Source organism: Streptomyces sp. NPDC020898 (genome assembly GCF_044333925.1).
Classification (GTDB): domain Bacteria; phylum Actinomycetota; class Actinomycetes; order Streptomycetales; family Streptomycetaceae; genus Streptomyces.
Genome location: NZ_JBIRRV010000002.1, coordinates 279,609 through 304,471, shown reverse-complemented (window position 1 = coordinate 304,471; position 24,863 = coordinate 279,609). Strand labels below are relative to the sequence as shown.

The following is a 24,863-nucleotide window of genomic DNA, read 5'->3' as shown; positions in this document are numbered from 1 at the left end:
CGGCCCCGCTCGGCCCGCCGTCGGGACGGTCAGATGAGAACCCTCGTCCACAGCGCCGCCGCCCTCCTCGCCGCCCTCGCCCTCGCCCACACCCTCTGGTCCGGCCTCGACGAACGGGCCGTCGCGCTCTCCTTCGGGCTGCTCGTGGCGCTCGGGGAGCTGACCCGGTGGAGCGGGCCCGAGGCACGGGAGGCGGCGCCGCTCGCCGCTGCCGGGGCGCTGTCGTACGGGCTGCTCGGTGAGGACGCGGGGCGGGCCACGGACCACGGCGCGCTCCAGGTCGTCGCCGTCGTCGTCGCGGCCACCCTCGTCGGCTGCGTGCCGCACGTCGCACGGGGACAGGGGCCGACCGCCGACCATCTCGCCCGGCGCGTCCTCACTGCCGGGTTCGCCGCCGTCTGCTTCCAACCCCTGTACAACCAGGGCGTGTTCGAGGCGTGGGGCGGCCCCGCGTACGTCCTGCCGCTGCTCGCGCTGCTCGTGCTCACCGCGCTCTGCGACGCCGTGCTCGCCGCCGCGCTCGCGCACTCCCGTACCGGCTGGCCCTTCGGCCCGCTGCTGCGGGACGAGCTGCGGGCCACCCTCGGGATCGGGACCGCCGTGTGTGCCACCGGGGTGGTCATGGCACTCGCGGTCGCCGTCGTCGGGCTCTGGGCGCTGCCCGTCTTCTCGCTGCCGCTGCTCCTCACCCAGCTCTCCTTCCGGCGGTACGCGGCCGTGCGGGCCACCTACCGCCAGACCATCGCCTCGCTGGCCCGCGCCACCGAGATCGCCGGATACACCCCGGCCGGGCACGCCCGGCGCGTCGCGGAGCTCAGCCGGGCGGTGGGGCGGGAGCTGGGGCTCTCCGAGCCGGAGCTGACCGTGCTGGAGTACGCGGCCCTCATGCACGACATCGGGCAGCTCAGCCTCGTCGACCCGGTACCGGCCGGGGCCACGGCCGTACTCCCGCCGGCGGAACAGCGCCGGATCGCGCTGCTCGGCGGGGCCGTCGTACGGCAGACGGGGGTGGCCGCCGCGGTCGCCGTGGTCGTGGAGCGGCAGGCCGATCCCTACCAGGAACAACCGGTCTCCGCGCGGATTGTGCGGGCCGTCAACGCGTACGAGGAGAAAGTGTGGGAAGCCGGAGCGGACGGGCCGCTGCGGGCGCTCGAAGAGCTGCGGCTCGGGACCGGCCGGGACTACCAGCCCGAGGTCGTGGAATCGCTCGCACGTGTGCTGGCCAGGAACGGCTCGGCCGTGTCCGGGCGCATCGGCTGAAGGTGGTGGTGGGAGAGGGGTGGACGGTCTTACGCTGCCCTCGGTTGGGTAACCCATGGGTAATGAGCGCCCCTCCAGCGGTCCGTGGTTGGATGCGAGGGAGAGGTTGTACGGGGGCAGAAGCCAGCCCACTCCACGGCACTGGCAGGCGGGAATCGTGAGGATCTTCGGCAAGGGACGGCACCGGCCCTCCGCCTCATGGCGGCAGGCCACCGACCGCGCGTTCACGCTGATCGGCGACGGGCGGTACGAGGACGCGGGCGCGCTGCTGACACGTGCCGCCGATCTGGAACCGTGGCTGTCGGAGTCCTGGTTCAACCTCGCCCTGTTGCACAAGTTCCGGCACGACTGGGAGCAGGCGAGGGCGGCCGGTCTGCGCGCCGTGGCCCTGCTCGACCGGGAGACCGGGGCGCCCGACTGGTGGAACGTGGGCATCGCGGCCACCGGCCTCCAGGACTGGCCGCTGGCCCGGCGGGCCTGGCAGGCGTACGGGCTGCGGGTGCCCGGGGGCGCCACGGCCGCCGGTGAGCCCGTCGGGATGGACCTGGGCAGCGCGGCCGTACGGCTGTCGCCGGAGGGCGAGGCCGAGGTCGTGTGGGGGCGGCGGCTCGACCCCGCCCGTATCGAGGTGCTGTCGATCCCCCTGCCGTCCTCCGGGCGGCGCTGGGGCGAGGTCGTGCTGCACGACGGGGTGCCCCACGGGGAGCGGACCACCGCGGCCGGGCACTCCTACCCCGTCTTCGACGAGATCGAGCTGTGGGCGCCCTCGCCGGTGCCGACCTGGGTGGTCCTCCTGGAGGCCGCCGCCGAGGAGGACCGGGACGCCCTGGAGCGGCTGGCGGCCGACGCCGGCTTCGCGGCCGAGGACTGGTCGTCGTCCGTGCGGCTGTTGTGCCGGATGTGCTCGGAGTCCCGGATGCCGTCCGACGAGGGTGACGGCGATCACCTCGACCCGCACGACCACAGTGAGCCGGGGCATCCCGGGCCGCTGGGGCACGTCACGGACGGGCAGCTGTGGGCGCCGGAGCGGGAGTGTGGCATTGCTGCCCCGGCCTCTCTTGTTCGGGGGCTGCTGGACGGGTGGGTCGCGGACAGTCCGGAGAGTCGGGACTGGCGGGATCTGGAAGAGGTCTGTTAGGGATTGCCAGGACCGTTTTCTGCTGCGGGTCCGTTGTGGCTGGTCGCGCAGTTCCCCGCGCCCCTAAGGGGCGCCCCTGCGGGGCGGCCCCTATCGGGCGCTGCCCGTACCCTGTATCAGCAACTCTCCCCCCGAATGTTTGAGGAAGGCATCGTCGGTCATGGCGCAGCAGGACACCGATCAGCAGCACGTGGGCGTGCTTCCCGTGGACGACGAGGGCTTCGTCATCGACACCGAGGACGGGGAGGCGCGCGAGAACGCCTGGCGTGAGCGTGGGACCTCGCGGCCGATCACGGTCGTCGGCAACCCGGTGCTGCACAAGGAGTGCCAGGACGTCACCGAGTTCGGTGCGGAGCTGGACGGGCTGGTCGCGGACATGTTCGCCAGCCAGCACACCGCCGAGGGCGTGGGCCTGGCCGCCAACCAGATCGGTGTCGATCTGAAGGTCTTCATCTACGACTGCCCCGACGACGAGGGCCGACGGCACACCGGTGTCATCTGCAACCCCAAGCTCGTCGAGCTGCCCGCCGACCGGCGCCGGCTGGACGACAGCAACGAGGGCTGTCTGTCCGTGCCGACCGCGTACGCGCCGCTCGCCCGGCCCGACTACGCCGAGGTGACCGGGCAGGACGAGAAGGGCAACCCGATCAAGGTGCGTGGCACCGGCTACTTCGCGCGCTGTTTGCAGCACGAGACCGACCACCTGTACGGGTACCTGTACATCGACCGGCTCTCCAAGCGCGAGCGCAAGGACGCGCTGCGGCAGATGGCCGAGAACGAGCCCCGGTATCCCGTGGTCGCCAACGACTGAGAACGTCTGAGAACGGCTGAGAACAGCTGTGACAGAAAATGACCGTTGGGGTCGGTAGATCCCAGCGGGCTCCAGTGGAACCCCTGTTGAACGGCCCCTGGTCAGGACGGCACCTGACCAGGGGTCGTTCGTATGTCCGTCGCACGTTCGATCGGATTTCGGACTCAAGTGCGCCTGCAGTGATCCAGAATCAGTCATCCAACAGGGGAATCTCGGCATCTTGGGGTAGTGAAGGAAGCAAATCCGTTCCCAGAACGGTCAGTTGTGGTGCTGAATGGGAAGTGCGGGGATACGCAACGGCGCACGCCCGGCACAAGGGAAGGGGCGTCGCGTCAACTGGCGGCTGAGAGGGGTTTGTTCGTGCCTGCTTTCTCACACAGCACCTCACCGGCGACAACAACGGTAGCGATCCCACCATCACTGGCCTTGCCGGTGATCGAAGCGGCGTTTCCCCGGCAACTGCATCCGTATTGGCCCCGACTTCAGGAGGAGACCAGGGGCTGGCTGCTGGAAAAACGCCTCATGTCGGCGGACAAGGTAGCTGAATATGCCGACGGCCTTTGCTATACCGACCTCATGGCCGGGTACTACCTCGGCGCCCCGGACGGCGTACTTCAGGCGATAGCGGACTTCAGTGCCTGGTTCTTCGTCTGGGACGACCGCCACGACCGGGACATCGTGCACGGACGGCCTGTCGCCTGGCGGCAGTTGAGGGGCCGGCTGCACGCGGCGCTGGACGCACCGGGGCGCCATCTGCGGCACCGGGATCCGCTGGTCGCGGGGTTCGCCGACAGCGTGCTGCGCCTGTACTCGTTCCTGGGCCGGAGGTGGAACGCCCGCTTCGCGCGGCACTTCCACATGGTGATCGAGGCGTACAACCGCGAGTTCCGAAACCGTACAACCGGAACCGTGCCGAAAGTCGAGGAATACCTCGAACTGCGGCGGCTCACTTTCGCGCACTGGATCTGGACCGACCTCCTGGAGCCGAGTGCCGGATGTGAACTCCCCACCGTGGTGCGGAAAAACCCGGCGTTCCGTCGGGCGGCCCTGTTGAGTCAGGAATTCGCCGCCCTGTACAACGACCTCTGCTCGCTCCCGAAGGAAATCGCGGGCGACGAGGTCCACAATCTCGGGATCAGTCTCATCCAGCACGAGGGGCTGACGCTCGAAGAGGCCATCACGGAAGTCAGGGGGCGGGTCGAGGGATCCGTTCTGGAATTCCTCGCGGCGGAACAGACTGCTCTCCGGTTCGCCGAATCGCTCGACGACGGCAGCGTACGCGGAAGGGAAATAAGCGTCGCCGTGCACCACTGTCTCGGCAATATGCGGAACTGGTTCAGTTCCGTCTACTGGTTCCACCACGAGTCCGGCCGCTACATGGTCGACAACTGGGACGACGGCTCCACACCCCCGTACGTCAACAACGAAGCAGCAGGTGAGAAATGACCGTCGAGTCCGTGCGTCCCGCGTCCCCCGACACCGGGGGCCTGCCCGATCCGCCCTTCGCGGGGGGCGGCGTTCCCCTCCTCGGCCACGGCTGGAAACTGGTCCGCGACCCGCTGGGCTACTTCGCCCGGCTCCGCGACCACGGTGACGTCGTACGGCTGAAGCTGGGCCCCAAGGCGGTGTACGCCGTCACCTCGCCCGAACTGATCGGGGCCCTCGCGCTCAGCCCCGACTACGTCATCGGCGGCCCGTTGTGGGAGTCCCTCGAAGGGCTGCTCGGCAAGGAGGGCGTGGCCACGGCCAACGGGCCCACCCACCGACGCCAACGGCGCACCATCCAGCCCGCGTTCAGGCTGGACGTCATTCCCGAGTACGGGCCGATCATGGAGGAGGAGGCGCGGGCGTTCGCCCGGCGCTGGCAGCCCGGCGAGATCATCGACTGCACGTCGGAGGCCTTCCGTATCGCCGTGCGCATCGCGGCCCGCTGTCTGCTGCGCGGCGACTCCATGGACGAGCGGGCCGAACGGCTGTGCGCCGCGCTCGCCACGGTGTTCCTGGGGATGTACCGGCGCATGGTGATCCCGGCGGGACCGCTCTACCGGCTCCCGCTGCCGGGCAACCGCAAATTCAACCGGGCCCTGGCCGATATGCATCTCGTCGTCGACGAGATCGTGGCCGAGCGCCGGGCATCTGGTCAAAAGCCGGACGATTTGCTGACGGCATTGCTGACGGCCACGGACGGGAATGGCGACCCCATCGGCGAACAGGAGATCCACGACCAGGTCGTCGCCATAGTCACCCCGGGCAGTGAAACCGTCGCCTCCGCTGTCATGTCGCTGCTCCAGGTCCTCGCTGAACAGCCGGAACACGCCGACAAGGTGGCCGAGGAGGCCGAATCCATCGCGGGCGACCGCCCGATCGCATTCGCGGACGTCCGCAAGCTGACGTACACGAACAATGTCATCGTCGAGACCATGCGTCTGCAGCCGGCCGTCTGGATATTGACGCGACGGGCGGCGGTCGAGACCGAGCTGGGCGGTTATCGGATTCCGGCCGGTGCCGACCTCGTGTACAGCCTGTACGCGATGCATCGCGATCCGCGTTCGTACGAGCGGAACGTCGAGTTCGATCCCGACCGCTGGCTTCCGGAACGCGCGAAGGACGTGCCCAAGTACGCGATGAGCCCGTTCAGCGTGGGTAACCACAAGTGTCCGGGCGACCACTTCTCGATGGCCATGCTGACCCTCCTCACGGCCGAGGCGGCGAGGAAGTGGCGCTTCGAGCGGGTGTCCGGGTCGAACGACTCGCTCCGCGTGGGCATCACGCTGCGCCCGGACCGGATGCTGCTGCGCGCGATACCGCGCTGAGGGGGCCGAGGTGGTGCGGCGGGCGTACGTTCAGGCGGCCTCAGGGCCCTTGAACGTACGCCGGTACGCCTGCGGGGTGGTCCCCAGCGACCGGACGAACTGGTGGCGCAGCGCCGCCGCGTTGCCGAACCCGGTGCGCCAGGCGATCGCGTCCATGGTCTCGTCCGTCGCCTCCAGCAACTGCTGTGCCAGCAAGACGCGTTGGCGCAGGATCCAGCGGTAGGGCGTGGTGCCGGTCTCCTGCTGGAAGCGGCGGGCGAAGGTACGGGGTGACATGTGGGCGCGCTCGGCGAGCTGCTCGACGGTCACCTCCTCGTCGAGATGGCGCTCCATCCACACCAGCACCTCCCCGACGGTGTCGCACCGCGACCGGGGCAGGGGCCGCTCGATGTACTGGGCCTGTCCGCCGTCGCGGTGCGGCGGTACGACCATCCGGCGGGCGATGGCGTTGGCGACCTCGGGCCCGTGCTCGTCGCGTACGAGGTGCAGACAGGCGTCGATCCCGGCGGCCGTACCCGCGGAGGTGATCACCGGCCCGGCGTCGACGTACAGCACGTCCGGCTCGACCCGGATGCGCGGATAGCGCCTGGCCAGTTCCTCGGCGTGGCGCCAGTGCGCCGCGCACCGCCGGCCGTCCAGCAGTCCCGCGGCGGCGAGCACGAAGACCCCGGAGCAGACGCTGAGGACCCGGGCCCCGCGCTCCACGGCCCGCCGCAGCGCGTCCAGCAGCTCCGGCGGATACTCCCGCTCCGCATAGGTCTGCCCGGCCGGTACGGCGATCAGGTCGGCGGTCTCGAGCCGCTCCAGCCCGTGCTGCGTACTCACGGTGAAGCCCGCGTGGGTGGTCAGCGTCGGGCCCTCGGCCGAGGCGACCGCGAAGTCGTACACCGGCAGGTTCTCGTCGCTGCGGTCGAGGCCGAAGACCTCGCAGACGACGCCGAGTTCGAAGGGATGCACTCCGTCGAGCAGCACGACGGCCACGTTTTCGAGCATGCTGCCAGTGTGCCTCGGCATTGGCAGGAAATCGAGGGTCTACGGCAGTACTGCCACTGACGGTCAGGAGCTAACGGGACGAGACTGATGTCCATGAACACAGCAGCGGACAACATCGTCGGAATCCTCGTCATCGTCGCGGTCTTCGTGGCCCTCGCCCTCCCGTCGCTGATCGGCCTGGCGCACGACCGGCGCGTCGACCGTCAGATCAGGGAGGCCCAGCAGGCCCGCCGGGCCGCCCGGGCCCGGGTCCGCCCGGCCATCGCCGCCAAGGACGTCGCCCGGGCGGCGTGACCGGACATCCGGGTGGAGGGATCAGAACTCGTCGTCGAACGACACCGAGCCCTCCACCGCCACCTGGTACGCCGACGGGCGGCGCTCGAAGAAGTTGGTCAGCTCCTGGACCCCTTGAAGCTCCATGAAGGAGAAGGGGTTCTCGGAGCCGTACACCGGAGCGAAGCCCAGCCGGGCCAGCCGCTGGTCGGCGACGCACTCCAGGTACTGGCGCATCGACTCGGTGTTCATGCCCGGCAGACCCTCACCGCACAGGTCGCGGCCGAACTGGAGTTCCGCCTCGACCGCCTCCCGCATCATGTCGGTCACCTCCTGCTGGAGCCGCTCGTCGAACAGCTCCGGCTCCTCCTTGCGGACGGTGTCGACCACCTCGAACGCGAAGCTCATGTGCATGGTCTCGTCCCGGAACACCCAGTTGGTGCCGGTGGCCAGGCCGTGCAGCAGACCCCGGCTGCGGAACCAGTAGACGTACGCGAAAGCACCGTAGAAGAAGAGCCCTTCGATGCACGCGGCGAAGCAGATCAGGTTGAGGAGGAAGCGGCGGCGGTCGGCCTGGGTCTCCAGGCGGTCCAGCTTCTCGACCTCGTTGATCCACTTGAAGCAGAACTCGGCCTTCTCACGGATGGACGGGATGTTCTCCACCGCGTCGAAGGCCGCCGCCCGGTCCTCCGGATCGGGGAGATAGGTGTCGAGCAGCGTCAGATAGAACTGGACGTGCACGGCCTCCTCGAAGAGCTGGCGGCTCAGGTACAGGCGCGCCTCGGGGGAGTTGATGTGCTTGTAGAGCGTGAGCACCAGGTTGTTCGAGACGATCGAGTCGCCCGTCGCGAAGAACGCGACCAGCCGGCCGATCATGTGCTGCTCACCCTCGGACAGCTTCGCCAGGTCGGTGACGTCCGAGTGGAGGTCGACCTCCTCGACGGTCCAGGTGTTCTTGATGGCGTCCCGGTAGCGCTCGTAGAAGTCCGGGTAGCGCATGGGGCGGAGCGTGAGTTCGAAGCCCGGGTCGAGAAGGTTCTTGGTTTCGCTGGACATTTACTGGCACGCCTCGCAGGACTCGGGGTTTTCCAGGGAGCAGGCGACGGCGTCTTCGGGGGTCGGCTGCTGGACGGGAACGGATGCCTGCGCGGCGCGGGCGATGCGGGTCGCCGGGCGGGAGCGCAGGTAGTACGTCGTCTTCAGGCCCGACTTCCAGGCGTACGCGTACATCGAGGAGAGCTTGCCGATGGTCGGCGTCTCCAGGAACAGGTTCAGGGACTGGGCCTGGTCCAGGAACGGGGTCCGGGCCGCCGCCATGTCGATCAGGCCGCGCTGCGGGATCTCCCACGCCGTGCGGTACAGCGCCCGTACGTCGGCCGGGATCCACGTGAAGTCCTGCACCGAGCCGTTCGCCTCGCGCAGCGCCTCACGGGTGCGGGCGTCCCACACGCCGAGGTCCTTGAGCTCCTGGACCAGGTAGGAGTTGACCTGGAGGAACTCGCCGGACAGCGTCTCGCGCTTGAACAGGTTGGACACCTGCGGCTCGATGCACTCGTACACACCGGCGATCGAGGCGATGGTGGCGGTCGGCGCGATCGCCAGGAGCAGGGAGTTGCGCATCCCGGTCGCGGCGATCCGTTCCCGCAGCGCCGCCCAGCGCTCGGGCCAGTTCAGCTCGACGTCGTAGTGGTCGGGGTGGAGCACACCGCGGGCCGTACGGGTCTTGTCCCAGGCCGGCAGCGGGCCGTTGCGCTCGGCGAGGTCGGTGGAGGCCTCGTACGCGGCGAGCATCACGCGCTCGGCGATGCGGGTGGAGAGGGCCTTGGCCTCGGGCGAGTCGAAGGGGACGCGCAGCTTGAAGAAGACGTCCTGGAGGCCCATCGCGCCCAGACCGACCGGGCGCCAGCGGGAGTTGGAGCGGCCCGCCTGCTCGGTCGGGTAGAAGTTGATGTCGACGACCCGGTCGAGGAAGGTGACGGCGGTGCGGACCGTCTCGTCCAGCCGCTCCCAGTCGATGTCCCCGTCGACCACGAACGCGCCGAGGTTCACCGAGCCCAGGTTGCAGACCGCCGTCTCCCCGTCGTCCGTGACCTCCAGGATCTCGGTGCAGAGGTTCGAGGAGTGGACGACGCTGCCCGGCTCGGCCGTCTGGTTGGCGGTGCGGTTGGCCGCGTCCTTGAAGGTCATCCAGCCTTGGCCGGTCTGCGCGAGCGTACGCATCATGCGGCCGTACAGATCACGGGCCGGGATGGTCCTGCGGGCGAGCCCGGCCTCCTCGGCCCTGCGATAGGCGGCGTCGAAGTCGTCGCCCCACAGGTCGACCAGCTCGGGCACGTCGGAGGGGGAGAAGAGCGACCAGAGGGCGTCCGCGTTCACCCGGCGCATGAACTCGTCCGGGATCCAGTGCGCGAGGTTCAGGTTGTGCGTACGGCGGGCGTCCTCGCCCGTGTTGTCGCGCAGCTCCAGGAACTCCTCGATGTCGGAGTGCCAGGTCTCCAGGTACACCGCGGCCGCGCCCTTGCGCCGGCCGCCCTGGTTCACGGCCGCGACCGAGGCGTCCAGCGTCTTCAGGAACGGGACGATGCCGTTGGAGTGCCCGTTGGTGCCGCGGATGAGGGACCCGCGTGAGCGAATCCGGCTGTACGACAGTCCGATGCCACCGGCGTGCTTGGAGAGGCGGGCGACCTGGTGGTAGCGGTCGTAGATGGAGTCCAGCTCGTCGACGGGGGAGTCGAGGAGGTAGCAGGACGACATCTGGGGGTGCCGGGTACCGGAGTTGAAGAGGGTGGGGGAGGAGGGGAGGTAGTCGAGGCGGCTCATCAGCCGGTAGAGCGCGGCGACTTCGTCGAAGGCGCGGACAGTGTCGTCCTCGGCGAGACCGCTCGCGACGCGCAGCATGAAGTGCTGGGGCGTCTCGATGACCCGGCGCGTGATCGGGTGGCGCAGGAGGTACCGGCTGTGGAGGGTACGCAGCCCGAAGTACCCGAAGCGGTCGTCGCCCTCGACGTCGATCAGGGCGTTCAGACGGTCCGCGTGCAGCCGTACGAACTCTGCGGTGCGGTCGGCGATCAGGCCCTCCCGGTGCCCGACCGTGACCGACTCCGTGAAGGAGGTGACGCCCTGTGAGGCGGCCTCGGCGGCGATGCTGACGGTCAGCAGCCGGGCGGCCAGCCGGGAGTACGCGGGGTCCTCGGAGATGAGGCCGGCCGCAGCCTCGGTGGCCAGCTCGCGCAGCTCCGACACGTCGGCCCGGGCTGACCGGCCGCGCAACGCGGCGGCGGCGACCCGGCCGGGGTCGGCGTCGGGAAGGTCGGCGGTCAGCTCGGTCAGGATCCGCAGCAGCGCGGTCCCGGGACCGTCGGTACGGTCGGTCTCCGCCGGAGTCGCTGAAACCGGTTCGGCTGGCGCGATGGTCACGTGGGGGCTCTCCCTCGCTCGGCACGGGGCCTGGCGGGAGGGCAGCGGGGCACACGGACGCCTTACGGGCACGCGCGCGTCCACCGGCCCACTCCACGAGACCCGGACGTCAGACACCCGGGCCGGTCGGCCGGGCGCACCGTCGGCAGGTCCTCGGACTGGACACGCGCACGACCGTGCGAGGGCACGAATGTGAACGTGTACACCGTTGCGGGACAGTTCCGGATTCGCACCGGATTCCCCTGCGGCGACAGCGAGATGAGCATACATCTTGTGCCGGGCCGCAGACGCACCCCCACATGTTGTGTCGCGTCGCCCCTAAAGAGACACAACAACGGGCCGCCGGATTTCTCCAACGGCCCGTTGTGGCGCCCCTTCAGGGGCGCGGGGAACTGCGCGACAAGCCCCCACCGGGCCCGCGGTCAAAGAACCACGCACCCGGCGGAGCCCTCAGTGCGCGGCGCCTGCCGTGGCCGGCGGCAACTTCTCCACCACGCCCGGATCCCCCGCGTCCGCCGTGTAGTCCGACGGGTTGGTCTCGTCCACACCGTCCGGCGCGTTCATCGCCTTCAGGACGAAGGTGAGGACCACCGTGATGACGACGTTCAGGATGAACGCCGTCAGACCGATGTACCCGATCTCACCGATCCCGGGGATCTCCTTCGAGCTGCCCCCGAAGTGCTTCTGCGTCGGAGACGCGACGCCGTACGCCGCCAGCGTGCCGTACAGCATGCCGACCGCCCAGCCGGCGAGCAGGGCCCAGCGGTGGAACCAGCGGGTGAACAGACCGCCGACCAGGGCGGGGAAGGTCTGCAGGATCCAGATGCCGCCCAGGAGCTGGAAGTTGATGGCGACCGTCTTGTCCATGGTCAGGACGAAGACCAGCGCGCCCACCTTCACCACGAGCGAGACCAGCTTGGAGACCTTCGTCTCCTGCTCCGGTGTCGCGTCGGGCTTGAGGAAGTCCTTGTAGATGTTGCGGGTGAAGAGGTTCGCCGCCGCGATGGACATGATGGCTGCCGGAACGAGCGCACCGATGCCGATCGCCGCGAACGCCACGCCCGCGAACCACGCCGGGAACATGTCCTCGAAGAGCTGAGGGATCGCCAACTGGCCGTTGGTGACCTTGACTCCGGCCGCGATCGCCATGAAGCCCAGCAGTCCGAGCAGGCCCAGCATCAGCGAGTACAGGGGCAGGATCGTGGAGTTGCGGCGGATCACGTCACGGCTGCGGCTCGACAGCACCGCGGTCACGCTGTGCGGGTACATGAACAGCGCGAGTGCCGAGCCGAGCGCCAGCGTGGCGTACGTCCACTGCGAGGCCTCGCCGGGAGCCAGCGCACCGCGCGGTTTGCCGGTCGCCGGGTTGGTCTGGGAGAAGGCGTCGCCCGCGGCCTTGAAGATCTCGTCGAAGCCGCCCAGCTTGATCGGGATGTAGATGATCGCGACCGCGATGACGATGTAGATCAGCGCGTCCTTCACGAACGCGATCAGCGCGGGCGCCCGCAGACCCGACGAGTACGTGTACGCGGCCAGCACACCGAAGGCGATCAGCAGCGGCAGGTCCTTGACGAACCAGTTGGTGTCCTCGCCACCGCCGACGCCCATGACGTCCAGGACGGCCTGGATACCGACCAGTTGGAGCGCGATGTACGGCATCGTCGCCAGGATGCCGGTGACGGCGACCGCCAGCGACAGCCCCTTCGAGCCGAACCGGCCGCGCACGAAGTCCGAGGTGGTGACGTACCCGTGCTTGTGCGAGACGGACCACAGGCGGGGCAGGAACACGAACATCAGCGGGTAGATGAGGATCGTGTAGGGCACCGCGAAGAACCCGGCCGCGCCCGCCGCGTAGATAGCCGCCGGTACCGCCACGAAGGTGTACGCCGTGTAGAGGTCGCCGCCGAGCAGGAACCAGGTGACCCAGGTGCCGAACGACCGGCCGCCCAGGCCCCATTCGTCGAGGCTGTTCTCGTTCGCGGCCTTGCGCCAGCGCGAGGCCATGAACCCGACGATCGTGACCGCCAGGAAGAAGAAGATGAAGACGGCGAGTGCCACGCCGTTCACGCCGTCGTTCATGCGTCCGCACCACCCTTCGCGGCGGCCCGGGCGCGCTGGTCACGCTGCCAGAGCACGTACGCGGTCATCGTCAGGACGGTGGATATGACCACCCACAGCATCTGGTACCAGTAGAAGAACGGGATGCCGATGAAGGCCGGTTCGACCTTCGCGTACGAGCTCACCCACAGCATCGCCACGAAAGGCACGAAGAGGCAGAGCCCGATGACCACGCGTACCGGAGTCACCACCGGTTGTTCTGCCACCGGTTGTCTCACTTCAGGCGCTTCTGACATGCCACGGCTCCGTCCCCTCGCTGATTACCTGGATTGCCTGTGATCACTAGCGCAACGCGCAGGAAATCTAAGGGACGGTTTCGCTTTATGGAACCCCCGTCCGCATAACGGATATCCCCGGTGAGTGAGGGGAATGTGTCAGCAGCAGCGGAACCCCTGCCGGGGGTCCTTTTCCTGCCGGTCCGTACGCATTCGCTCGAACTCCCGCCGGGTGGGCACCGGCGCCTGCGGGTTCCCCTCCCGTACGTGTGCGACATACCGCTCGTACGCCGACTCGTCGGTCAGTTCCCGTACGTACCAGCGCACGCCCCTAATCGCCAGGCGGGCCCGGCGCAGTACTGCCGACGACCGCACGGCGCTCCTCCTCCATCTCCGCCTTCTCCTCCTTGGTCGGGAACAGCCCGGCCGGAGCGACGATCTTCGACTCGACGTATTTGGCCTCGCTCAGCGTGGACAGGGCCGGCCGCCGCACGTGCCGGACACAGACCCGGACCGCGTCCGCGATCACGACGATGATCAGGACGGCCAGTACGGCGGACAGGACGCCGTCGACCGTGGAGTTGGTGACGACGGTGTGCATGTCGTCCATGGTCTTGGCCGGCGGCAGGACCTCGCCCCGGTCGATGGCGTCCTGGTAGACGGACCGCTGCTTGAAGAAGCCGACGCGCGGATCGCTGGAGAACACCTTCTGGAAGCTGGCCGTCAGGGTCACCGTCGCGTCCCAGGCGAGCGGAATCCCGGTGATCCAGGCCCACTTGAGGCGTCCGGACTTCACCAGCAGCGTCGTGCAGACCGCCAGCGCGACCGCGGCGAGCAGCTGGTTGGAGATGCCGAAGATCGGGAAGAGCTGGTTGATCCCGCCCAGGGGTTCGTGCACGCCGACCCAGAGGAAGTAGCCCCACAGCGCGCACACGACCGCGCTGGTGATGACGAGCCCGGGCTTCCAACTCACGTTCCTGAAGGGCTTGTAGACGTTGCCCAGCATGTCCTGGAGCATGAACCGGCCCACGCGCGTGCCCGCGTCCAGTGCGGTCAGGATGAACAGCGCCTCGAACATGATCGCGAAGTGATACCAGAACGCGCGCAGCCCGCCCCCGGTCACCTGGGAGAAGATCTCCGAGACCCCGACCGCGAGGGTCGGCGCACCCCCGGTACGCGACAACAGGCTGGCCTCCTCGACCTGTTCGGCCGCCCTGGCCAGCGCCTCCGGCGAGATCGTGTACCCGAAGTTGGCGACCGCCTCCGACGCCGACTGCACGCTGGTGCCGATGACCCCGGCGGGTGCGTTCATCGCGAAGTACAGCCCCGGGTCGATGATGGAGGCGGCGATCAGGGCCATCACGGCGACGGACGACTCCATCAGCATGGAGCCGTACCCGATCATCCTGACCTGCGTCTCCTTCTGGATCATCTTGGGCGTCGTACCCGACGAGATGAGCGAGTGGAAACCGGACAGCGCCCCGCAGGCGATGGTGATGAACACGAACGGGAAGAGCGAACCCGCGAACACCGGCCCGTCGCCGCGCGAGGCGAAGTCGGTGACGGCGTCCATCTTCAGCGTGGGCAGCGCGATGACCACGCCCAGCGCCAGCAGCACGATCGTGCCGATCTTCATGAACGTGGAGAGGTAGTCGCGCGGGGCCAGCAGCATCCACACCGGCAGGATCGACGCGATGAACCCGTACGCCACCAGCCAGACGACCAGCGTCGACGGCGCGAGGGTGAACGTCTCGGCCCACGACGACTCGGCGACCCAGCGCCCGGCGACGAGCGCGAGCAGCAGCAGCGCCACGCCGATCAGCGAGACCTCGGTGACGCGCCCCGGCCGCAGCACCCGCAGATAGAAGCCCATCAGCAGGGCGATCGGGATGGTCATCCCGATGGAGAAGGTGCCCCAGGGCGAGGCGGCCAGCGCGTTCACGATGACCAGGGCCAGCACACCCAGCAGGATGATCATGATGGCGAACGCCGCGATCAGCGCCGCCGCCCCGCCGAACGGCCCGATCTCCTCCCGCGCCATCTGCCCGAGGGAGCGCCCGTCGCGGCGCGTGGAGAAGAACAGCACGACCATGTCCTGCACGGCGCCCGCGAAGATGACGCCCACGATGATCCAGATCGTGCCGGGCAAGTACCCCATCTGGGCGGCCAGTACGGGCCCGACCAGCGGTCCGGCGCCCGCGATGGCGGCGAAGTGGTGGCCGAGCAGCACACGCCGGTCGGTCGGATGGAAGTCGATGCCGTTGTTGAGGCGTTCGGCGGGGGTGGCCCGCGTCCTGTCGACCTTCAGAACCTTGTAGGCGATGAACTTCGAGTAGAAGCGATAGGCGATGGCGTACGAGCCGAGGGCCGCCGCGACCATCCACGCGGCCGAGACGTTCTCGCCGCGCGCCAGCGCGAGCACGGACCAGCCGGTCGCGCTCACCAGCGCGACGAGGGTCCAGATGACGATGGTTCGGGTGTTCGCAGTGCGCACCGGGTCGTCCTCCCGTCCATGCGATGACGGAAGGACCGTAGTGCGGGACGAAGAACAGCGCTACACCGCGTGCAGCAGGCCTGCCCTTTAGGGGCGCGGGGCTGTGTCGATGTGCGGCTCCGCCGCGTGGGCGCGACCAGCCACGACGGACCCGCAGCCGCCCACAGACCTCTCGGCCCTACTCCACAGGCCGCTTGAGCCGTGCAACGAACTTGTACCGGTCCCCCCGATAAACCGACCGCACCCACTCCACCGGCTGACCCTCCTTGTCCAGCGAGTGCCGGGACAGCATCAGCATCGGCAGGCCCACGTCGGTGCCGAGCAGGCCGGCCTCGCGCGGGGTGGCCAGCGACGTCTCGATGGTCTCCTCGGCCTCCGCGAGGTGGACGTCGTACACCTCGGCGAGGGCCGTGTAGAGGGAGGTGTACTTGACGAGTGACCTGCGCAGCGCCGGGAAGCGCTTGGCCGACAGATGGGTGGTCTCTATGGCCATCGGCTCGCCGTTCGCCATCCGCAGCCGCTCGATACGCAGGACGCGCCCGCCGGTCGTGATGTCGAGCAGCTCGGCGAGGGTGTCGTCGGCGGTGATGTAGCCGATGTCGAGGAGCTGGGAGGTGGGTTCGAGGCCTTGGGCGCGCATGTCCTCGGTGTACGAGGTGAGTTGCAGCGTCTGCGAGACCTTCGGCTTGGCGACGAAGGTGCCCTTGCCCTGGATGCGTTCGAGCCGGCCCTCGACGACCAGTTCCTGGAGGGCCTGGCGGACGGTCGTGCGGGAGGTGTCGAACTCCGCCGCCAGGGTGCGCTCGGGCGGGACCGGCGTGCCGGGTGCCTGGGTCTCCGTCATGTCGAGCAGATGCTTCTTCAGACGGTAGTACTTGGGCACGCGCGCGGTACGGACGGTAGGCCCACCCTCGTTCTCCGCACTGCTCACGTCGGTGCTCATGCTCCGCCTTTCCGGCTTCTTGTCCTGCTGTGGCCGGCGTCCCGCCGGTCCAAGTTCACATCGTGGCACGGCCGACGCCGCGATTGACCTGTGCTGCATTTTCCCGGGGGACGACCCCCGGACCCCCAGCAGAAAAGCAGGCCCGCTGGGGTGACCGGCACGGAGATCGCGAGGCAAACCTGGTGAACGGTCTCGTCGGACCCTCGCGCGCTCCGTGACCCCTCTGTATACCGTCACGCCCCTCGCTGGTCTAGTCCACCGCGCGGAAAGCTGTACCCAGGTCGCGGTCCAGCGCTCCTTTGGAGTGGTCTATCTCGAACTGGACGCGTGTGCAGGGTATTTCCGCCACCTTCTTACTTAAAGGTTCTTGCATATGTAGATCGCATAACAGCTGGTCAGAAGGGGTTCTGACCCCCTTGACGCACCGATTGGTCCGAGCCAAGCTCCGCCTACTGGTCTACACCATTGGTCCAGGTCCCTGAGGAGGGTGGCGTGAAGCGCAAGCTGATAGCCGCGATCGGTATCGCGGGCATGATGGTCTCCATCGCGGCATGCGGCGACAGTGACAGCGGAAGCTCGGGCGACACCGGCGCCGACGCCAAGGAACTGACCGTCTGGCTGACCGTGGACGCGCAGAACAACTGGCCCGAGCTGGTGAAGGCCGCCGACGCCGCACTCGCGAAGAAGCACCCCGGCATCAAGATCAACCACGAGTACTACGGCTGGCCCGACAAGAACGCCAAGCTCGACGCCGTCCTCGCCACCGACAAGGCCCCCGACGTCGTCGAGATGGGCAACACCGAGATGCTCGGCTACACGGTCAAGGGCGCCTTCGCCCCCCTCGACCCGGCGAAGTTCGAGAACTCGGCCGCCTGGCTCGACGGCCTCAAGGCCTCCGTCACCTACGAGGGCAAGACGTACGGCGTCCCGTACTACGCCGGTGGCCGCGTCGCCAACTGGCGCAAGGACGTGGCGGCTTCGGTCGGGGTGAAGTCCGTACCGACGACGTACGCCGAGCTCACCTCGGCCCTGGACAAGATCCAGAAGGAGAAGGGCGACAAGTACAACGCCTGGTACCAGCCCACCCGCGACTGGTACGCCGCCATGTCCTTCGTGTACGACGCCGGTGGCTCGATCGCCGAGGAGTCGGGCGGCGAGTGGAAGGCGACCCTCTCCTCGCCGGAGTCGCTCAAGGGCCTCACCGAGTTCAAGAACGTCGTCGACAAGTACATGCACGGCGACAAGACCAAGGACGAGTCCGACCGTTACATCGTCTACGGCCAGGGCAAGACCAGCATGATCTTCGCCGCCGCCTGGGAGGGCGCGACCGCCGAGGCGCCGGAGAACGACAAGTCCGGCAAGCTCAAGGGCAACCTGGTGAACTTCGTCATGCCCGGCCCGTCCGGCAAGAACATGCCGGTGTTCCTGGGCGGTTCGGACCTCGCCGTCCCGGTGAAGTCGAAGGCGCAGACGGTCGCCGCCGAGTGGATCGACGCCTACACCGGCGCGAGCGGCCAGAAGGGCCTGATGGCCAAGGGCAACCTGCCCAACAACAAGACCGACCTCGCCACCCTGAAGAACGACCCGGCGACGGCGGTCCCGGCCACGGCGGCCGAGTCCAACTGGTTCGTCCCGATGGCACCGGGCTGGGGCCAGGTCGAGAAGGCCCAGATCCTCCAGACGATGCTGCAGAGCATCGGCACCGGCAACAAGACGGTCGAGGCCGCCGCGAAGGACGCGGACACGGCGATCGACAAGATCATCAACGTCAAGTGAGCCGATGAGCCCGACGCGCCGATGATCCGGTGCGTCGAGGCGGGGCCCTGCCACGGGGAGGGCCCCGCTCGCTCGCCGCATGCAGGCCGCGGTACCTGGACGACCGCAACGACCGTACGACCTGAGGGACCGCTGAGGAGCGCGCGGATGAGTGCCGCTGATACGACCACCACTGCCAAGGTGCCGCCCAAGCGGCAGCCACCCCCGCCGACCGTCGCGGCGCAGCCCGGGAAGCCAGGCGGACGACGGGCCTCCAGGAGCACCGCCGCGATCCCGTGGGCCCTGCTGGCCCCCTGTCTCCTGATCCTCGCCCTCGTCCTCGGCTATCCCCTCGTACGCCTGGTCACCCTGTCCTTCCAGAAGTTCGGGCAGTCCCAGCTGTGGGGCTTCCAGCCGGCCGAGTCGGTGGGCTTCGACAACTTCGCCAAGGTGCTCGGGGACGGCGAGTTCTGGGCCGTGGTCGTCCGCACGATCGTCTTCGCCGTCGGCTGCGTGGTCTTCACGATGGTCATCGGCATGCTGATCGCCCTGCTGCTCCAGCGGGTCAGCGGCTGGATGAAGGCGCTCATCAACATTGTCCTGGTGGCCAGTTGGGGCATGCCGATCATCGTGGCGACCACTGTCTTCAAGTGGCTGTTCGACTCCGACTACGGGATCGTCAACGCACTGTTGAGCAGACTGCCCGGCGTCGACCTGATCGGCCACAACTGGTTCGCGAGCGGGCCGCAGGGCCTGGCCGTGATCATGCTGCTCGTGGTGTGGGGCGCGGTGCCGTTCGTGGTCATCACGCTCGGCGCGGGGCTGACCCAGGTCCCGAAGGAACTGGAGGAGGCGGCCCGGCTGGACGGCGCGGGCGCCTGGGGCGTCTTCCGTTACGTCACCCTGCCCATCCTCAAGCCGATCATCGTGATGCTCACGACCCTGTCGGTCATCTGGGACATGGGCGTGTTCCCGCAGGTGTTCGTGATGCGCAACGGCCATCCGGAGGCCGAGTTCCAGCTCCTGACCACCTACTCCTACGACCGGGCCTTCATGGTCAACGACTACGCCCAGGGCTCGGCGATAGCGCTGCTCACCGTGGTGCTGCTGCTCGGCGTCGTGGCCGTCTACATGCGCCAGATGCTGAAGATCGGAGACGTCGAATGACCAGCATGAGCGCCGCGACCCCCGCCGCGACCAGGCAGCCGCGGAAGTCGAAGGCCGGCTGGAACCTGCTGGGCCTCCTCGTCTTCGTGACGGCCGGCTTCCCCGTCTACTGGATGCTGAACACGGCCGTCAAACCGGCGAAGGACGCGATCGACCCCGACCCCAGCCTGCTGCCGACGGGCCTCACCCTCGCCAACTTCCGCCGCGCGCTGGACATCTCAGACTTCTGGGGCCCGGTCGGCCGAAGCCTTCTGGTGTCCCTGACCGTGGTCGTCGTCGGCATCCTCGTCGGCCTGCTCGCGGCCCTCGCCATCTCCCGCTTCGCCTTCCGCGGCCGGAAGATCGTCATCGTCGGCATTTTGGCCGTGCAGATGGTCCCCCTGGTGGCGATGATCATCCCCGTGTTCCTGCTCCTCAACGACCTCGGCCAGTACGACCGCCTGACCGGCCTGATCATCACCTACCTGACCTTCATCCTTCCCTTCACTGTGTGGACCCTGCGCGGCTTCATCGTCAACATCCCGAAGGAACTGGAGGAGGCGGCGATGGTCGACGGCTGCTCCCGCACGACCGCCTTCCTCCGCGTGGTCTTCCCCCTCCTGGCCCCCGGCCTGGTCGCGACGTCGGTCTACGGCTTCATCCAGGCCTGGAACGAGTACCTGTACGCCCTGATGCTGATGAGCCAGAAGAACCAGACCGCCACCGTCTGGCTCGGCAACTTCACCACCAAGCACGGCACCGAGTACGCCCCGATGATGGCCGGTTCCACACTGATGGCCGTGCCGATCGTCGTCCTCTTCCTCCTCGTCCAGCGCAAGATGGCCGCGGGCCTGACCGCTGGCGCCGTGAAGGGATAACCCCACCCGATGACGACACTCGCCCGCCGCCCGGACACGCTCACCCGAGACGCGCTGACGGTCCTCCAACCAGGCTTCACCGGCACGACAGCCCCCGACTGGCTCCTGCACCGATTGGGCGAAGGCCTCGCCTCGGTGGGCCTGTTCGGCCGCAACATCGCGTCCCCCGCCCAACTCGCCGCCCTGACTGCCCAGTTGCGCGCCGAGCGCGACGACGTCCTGGTCGCGATCGACGAGGAGGGCGGCGACGTCACCCGCCTGGAGGTCGCCACCGGCTCCTCCTTCCCCGGCAACCACGCCCTGGGCGCGATCGACGACGTCGTACTGACCCAGGACGTGGCCCACGAACTCGGCCACCGCCTCCGGGCCTGCGGAGTCAACCTCAACTGGGCCCCGTCGGCGGACGTCAACTCCAACCCCGCCAACCCCGTCATCGGCGTCCGCTCCTTCGGCGCCGACCCCGGCCTGGTCGCCCGTCACACCGCGGCCTACGTCACCGGCCTCCAGACGGCGGGCGTCGCCGCCTGCACGAAACACTTCCCGGGCCACGGAGACACGGCGGTCGACTCCCACCACGCCCTTCCACGCATCGACGCTGCCCGCTCGGTCGTACTCGACCGTGAGCTGTCCCCGTTCCGCGCCGCGATCGCCGCCGGCACCAGGGCGATCATGAGCGCCCACATCCTGATCCCGTCCCTGGACCCGGACCGCCCGGCCACCCTCTCCCACCCGGTCCTCACCGACCTGCTGCGCGGCGAACTCGGCTACACCGGCCTGATCGTCACCGACGGCATGGAGATGCAGGCCATCGCGGGCACCTACGGCATCGAACGCGGCAGCGTCCTGGCCATCGCCGCCGGCGCCGACGCCATCTGCGTGGGCGGCGGCCTCGCGGACGACGAGACGGTACGCCGCCTGCGCGACGCCCTGATCAGGGCCGTCCGTACCGGCGAACTCCCGGAGGACCGCCTGGCGGACGCGGCGGAACGCGTCCGCTCCCTGTCCCGCTGGACGTCATCGGCACCGGAGCCCTCCGCCACGACGCCCACGGCGGACATCGGTCTCCTGGCCGCCCGACGCGCGGTGGAGGTGACACGCTCCGGCCCCTCCGAACCCCTACGGCAACCCCCGTACGTGGCCGCCTTCACCCCGGTGGCCAACTTCGCTGTGGGCGACGAGACCCCCTGGGGTGTGGCGGCCGAACTGGTACGCCTCCTCCCCGGCACCCGCACCGGCACCTTCACCGGCGACGGGGCGGGCCCGGCGGCCCTGACCGCAGCGGGCCCGAGCCGCATCGTCGCCGTGGTCCGCGACGAACACCGCCACCCCTGGATGTCCACCGCCCTGGACACCCTGCTGGCCGCCCGCCCCGACACGATCGTCGTAGAGATGGGCGTCCCCCAGTCCCCCCGCCGAGGCACCCTCCACCTGGCAACCCACGGCGCGGCAAGGGTCTGCGGCAGAGCAGCGGCAGAGATCATCACGGCCGAGTAACCCACACGACCACAAAAGCGCCGGCCCCCGTGAAAGGGGACCGGCGCGCTTCTTTCCCTAAAGGGCGCGGGGAACTGCGCGACCAGCCACAGCGGCCCCGCACCCGCCAGACAACAGAACCCGGCAGACGCGTAGAGCCGTTAGACCCCTCAGATCCCTCAGATCCCTTGCCACTCAGGCTTGTTGACAAAGGTGTGCCGGAAGTAATCCGCAAGCTTCAACTTGGACGCAGCACCCTCATCAACAACAACCGTCGCATGCGGATGCAACTGAAGCGCCGACGCCGGACACACCGCGGCAACCGGCCCCTCGACAGTCGCCGCCACCGCATCCGCCTTGCCCTCGCCGGTCGCGAGCAGCACCAGATGCCGCGCTTCCAGAATCGTCCCGATCCCCTGCGTGATCACGTGATGCGGAACCTGCCCGATCTCACCGCCGAAGAACCGCGCGTTGTCGATCCGGGTCCGCTCGGTCAGCGTCTTGATCCGCGTCCGCGAGGCAAGCGACGAACACGGCTCGTTGAACCCGATGTGCCCGTCGGTCCCGATCCCCAGCAACTGGAGGTCGACCCCGCCGGCCTCGGCCAGCGCCCTGTCGTACGCCTCACACGCACCCCGCACGTCCTCGGCGGTCCCGTCGGGCCCCAGGAACGCGTCCATCCCGATCCCGAGCGGCTCCAGCACCTCGCGCCGCAGCACGGACCGGTACGACTCCGGATGCTCGGCAGGCAGCCCCACGTACTCGTCGAGCTGGGCTATGCGCGCCCGGGACACCTCGACCGCACCGGAACCCACCTGGGCCGCGAGTGCCTGGTAGACGGGCAGCGGGGTCGAGCCGGTGGCCACGCCGAGCAGGGCGGTCGGCTTGCGCCGGAGCAGCTGCGCCATGGCCCCGGCGATGAGCTCGCCACCCGCCTTGGCATCCGGAACGATGACAACTTCCACGCTGGGCCTGCCGATCTGGGCTACGAGAGTGCAATGTGGTTTAGACCAATCTAACAGGCATCCACGGAAATTGCCTTGGCGTTCCGGCCCCGCACAGGAACCAACAGGGCTAGGCTGCATGGTGGATGCAGGGACGTCCGACTAGTTCGGACGGACGGTTTTGAGGCATCCGAACCGCTCGTGAAGGCACAGCAACGCACACTCTTCAACCTCACTGCGCATGGACACGGCTTGTGGTCTAGTCCACAATGCGTAGAGAGACGTACGACCAGAGCTTCCGTCTTCCCCGCACAGGAAGACGGATCGAGGAACCGGGGCTCTCTGCCCTGACTGCGCCGGCTCCTCATCCATCGGCCGACCGGGACCGCACACCCCACGGCCGTTGCTGCTCCGGGCTGCGGTGCCGGGAGGGCTGAGGGTCCCTCTCAGGCGCCGCGGCCCGCGGGTGTTTCCGGGCCTCTTTCGTACCCGTTCCCCGCCTCCCCGCCAGCCACGGTTTCCGGCCATGTCCGAACCGCCGGGTACGCTCGCACTCGTGCCCTCCATGAACGAACTCGTACGCCAGCACACCGCGCTCAGCGACTCCGACCTGGAGTGGTTGCATCTGCTGGTGTCGGAGTGGCAACTGCTCTCCGATCTCTCCTTCGCGGACCTCGTCCTGTGGGTCCCCACGCGCGACGGCACCCGCTATGTATCGGTCGCCCAGATGCGGCCCAACACGGGCCCGACCTCGTACCAGGACGACATGGTCGGCCACCTCGTCCCCCGCGGCCGCCGCCCCCTGCTGGACGCGGCCCTGGACGAGGGCCGGATCGTGCGCGAGGGCGACCCGGAATGGCGCGAAGAGGTCCCTGTCCGCGTCGAGTCGATCCCCGTACGCAGGGAAGGGCGCGTCCTCGGGGTCATCGCCCGCAACACCAACCTCCTCACCGTCCGAACCCCGAGCCGCCTGGAGCTGACCTACCTCCAGAGCGCCTCCGACCTGGCCCAGATGATCGCCGCCGGGTCGTTCCCCTCCTCGAACCAGGTCGTCGACATGGACGCCTCGCCGCGCGTCGGCGACGGACTGATCCGGCTCGACGCCGACGGCATCGTCCAGTACGCCTCGCCGAACGCGCTGTCCGCGTACCACCGCCTCGGCCTTGCCTCCGACCTCGTCGGCCACCACCTGGGCGTGACCACCTCCGAACTCGCCCCGTCCCGGGGGCCGGTGGACGAGGCGCTCTCCAAGGTCGCCAGCGGCTGGGCGCCGCGCGAGTTCGAGATCGAGTCCCCCGACGGGGTCATCCAGTTCCGGGCGATCCCCCTCAAGCCCAAGGGCATCCGCATCGGTTCGCTCGTCCTGCTGCGGGACGTCACCGAACTGCGCCGCCGTGAGCGCGAGTTGATCACCAAGGACGCGACGATCCGGGAGATCCACCACCGGGTCAAGAACAACCTCCAGACGGTGGCCGCCCTGCTGCGCCTCCAGGCCCGGCGCATCGACTCCGAGAGCGGCCGTGAAGCCCTAGAAGAGGCCGTCCGGCGGGTCGGGTCCATCGCGATCGTGCACGAGACGCTCTCCCAGACCCTGGACGAGCGCGTGGAGTTCGACGAGATCGCCGACCGCGTCCTCGCGATGGTCGCGGAGATCTCGCCGGGCGCGGTCAGAGCCCGGCGCAGCGGGCGCTTCGGCATCCTGGACGCGGAGGTCGCCACCCCGCTCTCGATGGTGCTGACCGAGATCCTCCAGAACGCCCTGGAACACGGCTTCGGTCCGGGCGACACCGGCACGGTCGAGGTCTCGGCGGTCCGCGGCGGTACCAGCAAGGAGACCCGCCTCCTCGTCACCGTCCAGGACGACGGCGTGGGCCTCCCCGAGGGCTTCGACCCGCACCGCTCGGGCAACCTCGGCCTCCAGATCGTACGGACGCTGGTGGAGGGCGAGTTGGGCGGAACGTTCGACATGGTGCCGGCGCCCGAGCGGGGTACACAGGTGATCCTCGACATCCCGGTACGCACCAACAAGTAGCCCGCACCTACAGCCAATGGCCCGTACGAGCCGAACAGCCCGTACGGAGGCAGCGCGGAGACAGCGCGGCGGCTGTGCGCACACAGCAATGAGCCCCGGACCAAAGGCGATGGTCCGGGGCTCAGTTGCTCGTTGCTATGCGCATCGGGGGCACTGCGCG

General features: G+C 68.8%; 20 protein-coding genes and 1 riboswitch. Of the genes, 11 read left to right on the top strand and 9 right to left on the bottom strand.

Annotated elements, in window-relative coordinates; all coding sequences use genetic code 11:
• Positions 1-33: 33 nt before the first annotated feature.
• From ACH4TV_RS09280 to ACH4TV_RS09260, 5 genes are all read left to right on the top strand, one after another.
• Positions 34-1,260: an HD-GYP domain-containing protein gene (locus ACH4TV_RS09280; RefSeq protein WP_398395895.1), complete on the top strand. Its 1,227-nt coding sequence runs from the start codon at positions 34-36 to the stop codon at positions 1,258-1,260.
• A 157-nt stretch (positions 1,261-1,417) separates the two neighbouring features.
• Positions 1,418-2,398, top strand: a complete 981-nt coding sequence (locus tag ACH4TV_RS09275; protein ID WP_398395893.1) for a tetratricopeptide repeat protein — start codon at positions 1,418-1,420, stop codon at positions 2,396-2,398.
• A 160-nt stretch (positions 2,399-2,558) separates the two neighbouring features.
• Positions 2,559-3,209 carry a peptide deformylase gene (def, locus tag ACH4TV_RS09270; protein WP_398395891.1) on the top strand — a complete coding sequence of 217 codons (651 nt, stop codon included), beginning with the start codon at positions 2,559-2,561 and terminating at the stop codon, positions 3,207-3,209.
• A 360-nt stretch (positions 3,210-3,569) separates the two neighbouring features.
• A complete protein-coding gene (gene cyc1, locus ACH4TV_RS09265) occupies positions 3,570-4,655 on the top strand; it encodes an epi-isozizaene synthase (RefSeq protein ID WP_398396569.1) in 1,086 nt (361 codons plus the stop codon).
• Entirely contained in the window at positions 4,652-6,022 is a 1,371-nt protein-coding gene (locus ACH4TV_RS09260; RefSeq protein WP_398395889.1) for a cytochrome P450, read from the top strand. The genes cyc1 and ACH4TV_RS09260 overlap by 4 nt, the downstream gene beginning before the upstream one ends.
• Positions 6,023-6,052: 30 nt before the next feature.
• Here the strand turns inward: ACH4TV_RS09260 and ACH4TV_RS09255 are convergent, their stop codons facing one another.
• Positions 6,053-7,015, bottom strand: coding sequence for a GlxA family transcriptional regulator (locus ACH4TV_RS09255; protein ID WP_398395887.1), 963 nt, complete (start codon positions 7,013-7,015; stop codon positions 6,053-6,055).
• 93 nt (positions 7,016-7,108) lie between these two features.
• Here ACH4TV_RS09255 and ACH4TV_RS09250 point away from each other — a divergent pair, with 93 nt between their 5' ends.
• On the top strand, positions 7,109-7,309 hold the full coding sequence (locus ACH4TV_RS09250) for a hypothetical protein (protein WP_398395885.1): 201 nt from the start codon (positions 7,109-7,111) through the stop codon (positions 7,307-7,309).
• A gap of 21 nt (positions 7,310-7,330) precedes the next feature.
• On the opposite strand, the gene ACH4TV_RS09245 is transcribed toward ACH4TV_RS09250, so the two are convergent.
• The 7 genes from ACH4TV_RS09245 to ACH4TV_RS09215 form a co-directional block, all read right to left on the bottom strand.
• The gene (locus tag ACH4TV_RS09245) at positions 7,331-8,344 is read right to left on the bottom strand and encodes a ribonucleotide-diphosphate reductase subunit beta (RefSeq protein ID WP_398395883.1); all 1,014 of its coding nucleotides are present in this window, start codon (positions 8,342-8,344) and stop codon (positions 7,331-7,333) included.
• On the bottom strand, positions 8,345-10,705 hold the full coding sequence (locus ACH4TV_RS09240; RefSeq protein ID WP_398395881.1) for a ribonucleoside-diphosphate reductase subunit alpha: 2,361 nt from the start codon (positions 10,703-10,705) through the stop codon (positions 8,345-8,347).
• A gap of 126 nt (positions 10,706-10,831) precedes the next feature.
• Positions 10,832-11,009: riboswitch (cobalamin riboswitch) on the bottom strand.
• A 146-nt stretch (positions 11,010-11,155) separates the two neighbouring features.
• Positions 11,156-12,784 carry a monocarboxylate uptake permease MctP gene (gene mctP, locus ACH4TV_RS09235; protein ID WP_398395879.1) on the bottom strand — a complete coding sequence of 543 codons (1,629 nt, stop codon included), beginning with the start codon at positions 12,782-12,784 and terminating at the stop codon, positions 11,156-11,158.
• Complete coding sequence (locus ACH4TV_RS09230; RefSeq protein ID WP_398395877.1) at positions 12,781-13,059, bottom strand: DUF3311 domain-containing protein; 279 nt, start codon at positions 13,057-13,059, stop codon at positions 12,781-12,783. The genes mctP and ACH4TV_RS09230 overlap by 4 nt, the downstream gene beginning before the upstream one ends.
• 138 nt (positions 13,060-13,197) lie before the next feature.
• Positions 13,198-13,395: a YbdD/YjiX family protein gene (locus ACH4TV_RS09225; RefSeq protein ID WP_398396567.1), complete on the bottom strand. Its 198-nt coding sequence runs from the start codon at positions 13,393-13,395 to the stop codon at positions 13,198-13,200.
• Positions 13,370-15,532, bottom strand: coding sequence for a carbon starvation CstA family protein (locus tag ACH4TV_RS09220; RefSeq protein ID WP_398395875.1), 2,163 nt, complete (start codon positions 15,530-15,532; stop codon positions 13,370-13,372). Before ACH4TV_RS09220 ends, ACH4TV_RS09225 begins: the two co-directional genes overlap by 26 nt.
• Positions 15,533-15,710: 178 nt before the next feature.
• Entirely contained in the window at positions 15,711-16,475 is a 765-nt protein-coding gene (locus tag ACH4TV_RS09215) for a GntR family transcriptional regulator (protein WP_398395873.1), read from the bottom strand.
• Between the two features lie 492 nt (positions 16,476-16,967).
• On the opposite strand from ACH4TV_RS09215, the gene ACH4TV_RS09210 reads away from it, so the two are divergent.
• The 4 genes from ACH4TV_RS09210 to ACH4TV_RS09195 all read left to right on the top strand — a co-directional run bounded on the left by ACH4TV_RS09210 (position 16,968) and on the right by ACH4TV_RS09195 (position 21,748).
• On the top strand, positions 16,968-18,251 hold the full coding sequence (locus tag ACH4TV_RS09210) for an extracellular solute-binding protein (protein ID WP_398395871.1): 1,284 nt from the start codon (positions 16,968-16,970) through the stop codon (positions 18,249-18,251).
• 147 nt (positions 18,252-18,398) lie between these two features.
• Positions 18,399-19,397: a carbohydrate ABC transporter permease gene (locus tag ACH4TV_RS09205; protein ID WP_398395869.1), complete on the top strand. Its 999-nt coding sequence runs from the start codon at positions 18,399-18,401 to the stop codon at positions 19,395-19,397.
• Positions 19,394-20,254, top strand: coding sequence for a carbohydrate ABC transporter permease (locus ACH4TV_RS09200; RefSeq protein WP_398395867.1), 861 nt, complete (start codon positions 19,394-19,396; stop codon positions 20,252-20,254). The genes ACH4TV_RS09205 and ACH4TV_RS09200 overlap by 4 nt, the downstream gene beginning before the upstream one ends.
• 9 nt (positions 20,255-20,263) lie before the next feature.
• Positions 20,264-21,748 (top strand): glycoside hydrolase family 3 protein, encoded by a 1,485-nt coding sequence (locus ACH4TV_RS09195; RefSeq protein WP_398395865.1) that lies wholly within the window; start codon positions 20,264-20,266, stop codon positions 21,746-21,748.
• Between the two features lie 158 nt (positions 21,749-21,906).
• Here ACH4TV_RS09195 and nagB read toward each other — a convergent pair whose 3' ends face one another.
• Positions 21,907-22,692 (bottom strand): glucosamine-6-phosphate deaminase, encoded by a 786-nt coding sequence (gene nagB / locus ACH4TV_RS09190; protein WP_398395863.1) that lies wholly within the window; start codon positions 22,690-22,692, stop codon positions 21,907-21,909.
• Between the two features lie 544 nt (positions 22,693-23,236).
• Here nagB and ACH4TV_RS09185 point away from each other — a divergent pair.
• Positions 23,237-24,703, top strand: a complete 1,467-nt coding sequence (locus tag ACH4TV_RS09185) for a sensor histidine kinase (RefSeq protein ID WP_398396565.1) — start codon at positions 23,237-23,239, stop codon at positions 24,701-24,703.
• Positions 24,704-24,863: the final 160 nt, after the last annotated feature.

Coding starts and splice junctions, on each gene's coding strand:
- ACH4TV_RS09280 (WP_398395895.1), top strand. CDS start 34: ATGAGAACCCTCGTCCACAGCGCCGCCGCCCTCCTCGCCGCCCTCGCC.
- def (WP_398395891.1), top strand. CDS start 2,559: ATGGCGCAGCAGGACACCGATCAGCAGCACGTGGGCGTGCTTCCCGTG.
- ACH4TV_RS09260 (WP_398395889.1), top strand. CDS start 4,652: ATGACCGTCGAGTCCGTGCGTCCCGCGTCCCCCGACACCGGGGGCCTG.
- ACH4TV_RS09255 (WP_398395887.1), bottom strand. CDS start 7,015: ATGCTCGAAAACGTGGCCGTCGTGCTGCTCGACGGAGTGCATCCCTTC.
- ACH4TV_RS09250 (WP_398395885.1), top strand. CDS start 7,109: ATGAACACAGCAGCGGACAACATCGTCGGAATCCTCGTCATCGTCGCG.
- ACH4TV_RS09245 (WP_398395883.1), bottom strand. CDS start 8,344: ATGTCCAGCGAAACCAAGAACCTTCTCGACCCGGGCTTCGAACTCACG.
- mctP (WP_398395879.1), bottom strand. CDS start 12,784: ATGAACGACGGCGTGAACGGCGTGGCACTCGCCGTCTTCATCTTCTTC.
- ACH4TV_RS09230 (WP_398395877.1), bottom strand. CDS start 13,059: ATGTCAGAAGCGCCTGAAGTGAGACAACCGGTGGCAGAACAACCGGTG.
- ACH4TV_RS09215 (WP_398395873.1), bottom strand. CDS start 16,475: ATGAGCACCGACGTGAGCAGTGCGGAGAACGAGGGTGGGCCTACCGTC.
- ACH4TV_RS09205 (WP_398395869.1), top strand. CDS start 18,399: ATGAGTGCCGCTGATACGACCACCACTGCCAAGGTGCCGCCCAAGCGG.
- ACH4TV_RS09200 (WP_398395867.1), top strand. CDS start 19,394: ATGACCAGCATGAGCGCCGCGACCCCCGCCGCGACCAGGCAGCCGCGG.
- ACH4TV_RS09195 (WP_398395865.1), top strand. CDS start 20,264: ATGACGACACTCGCCCGCCGCCCGGACACGCTCACCCGAGACGCGCTG.
- ACH4TV_RS09185 (WP_398396565.1), top strand. CDS start 23,237: ATGAACGAACTCGTACGCCAGCACACCGCGCTCAGCGACTCCGACCTG.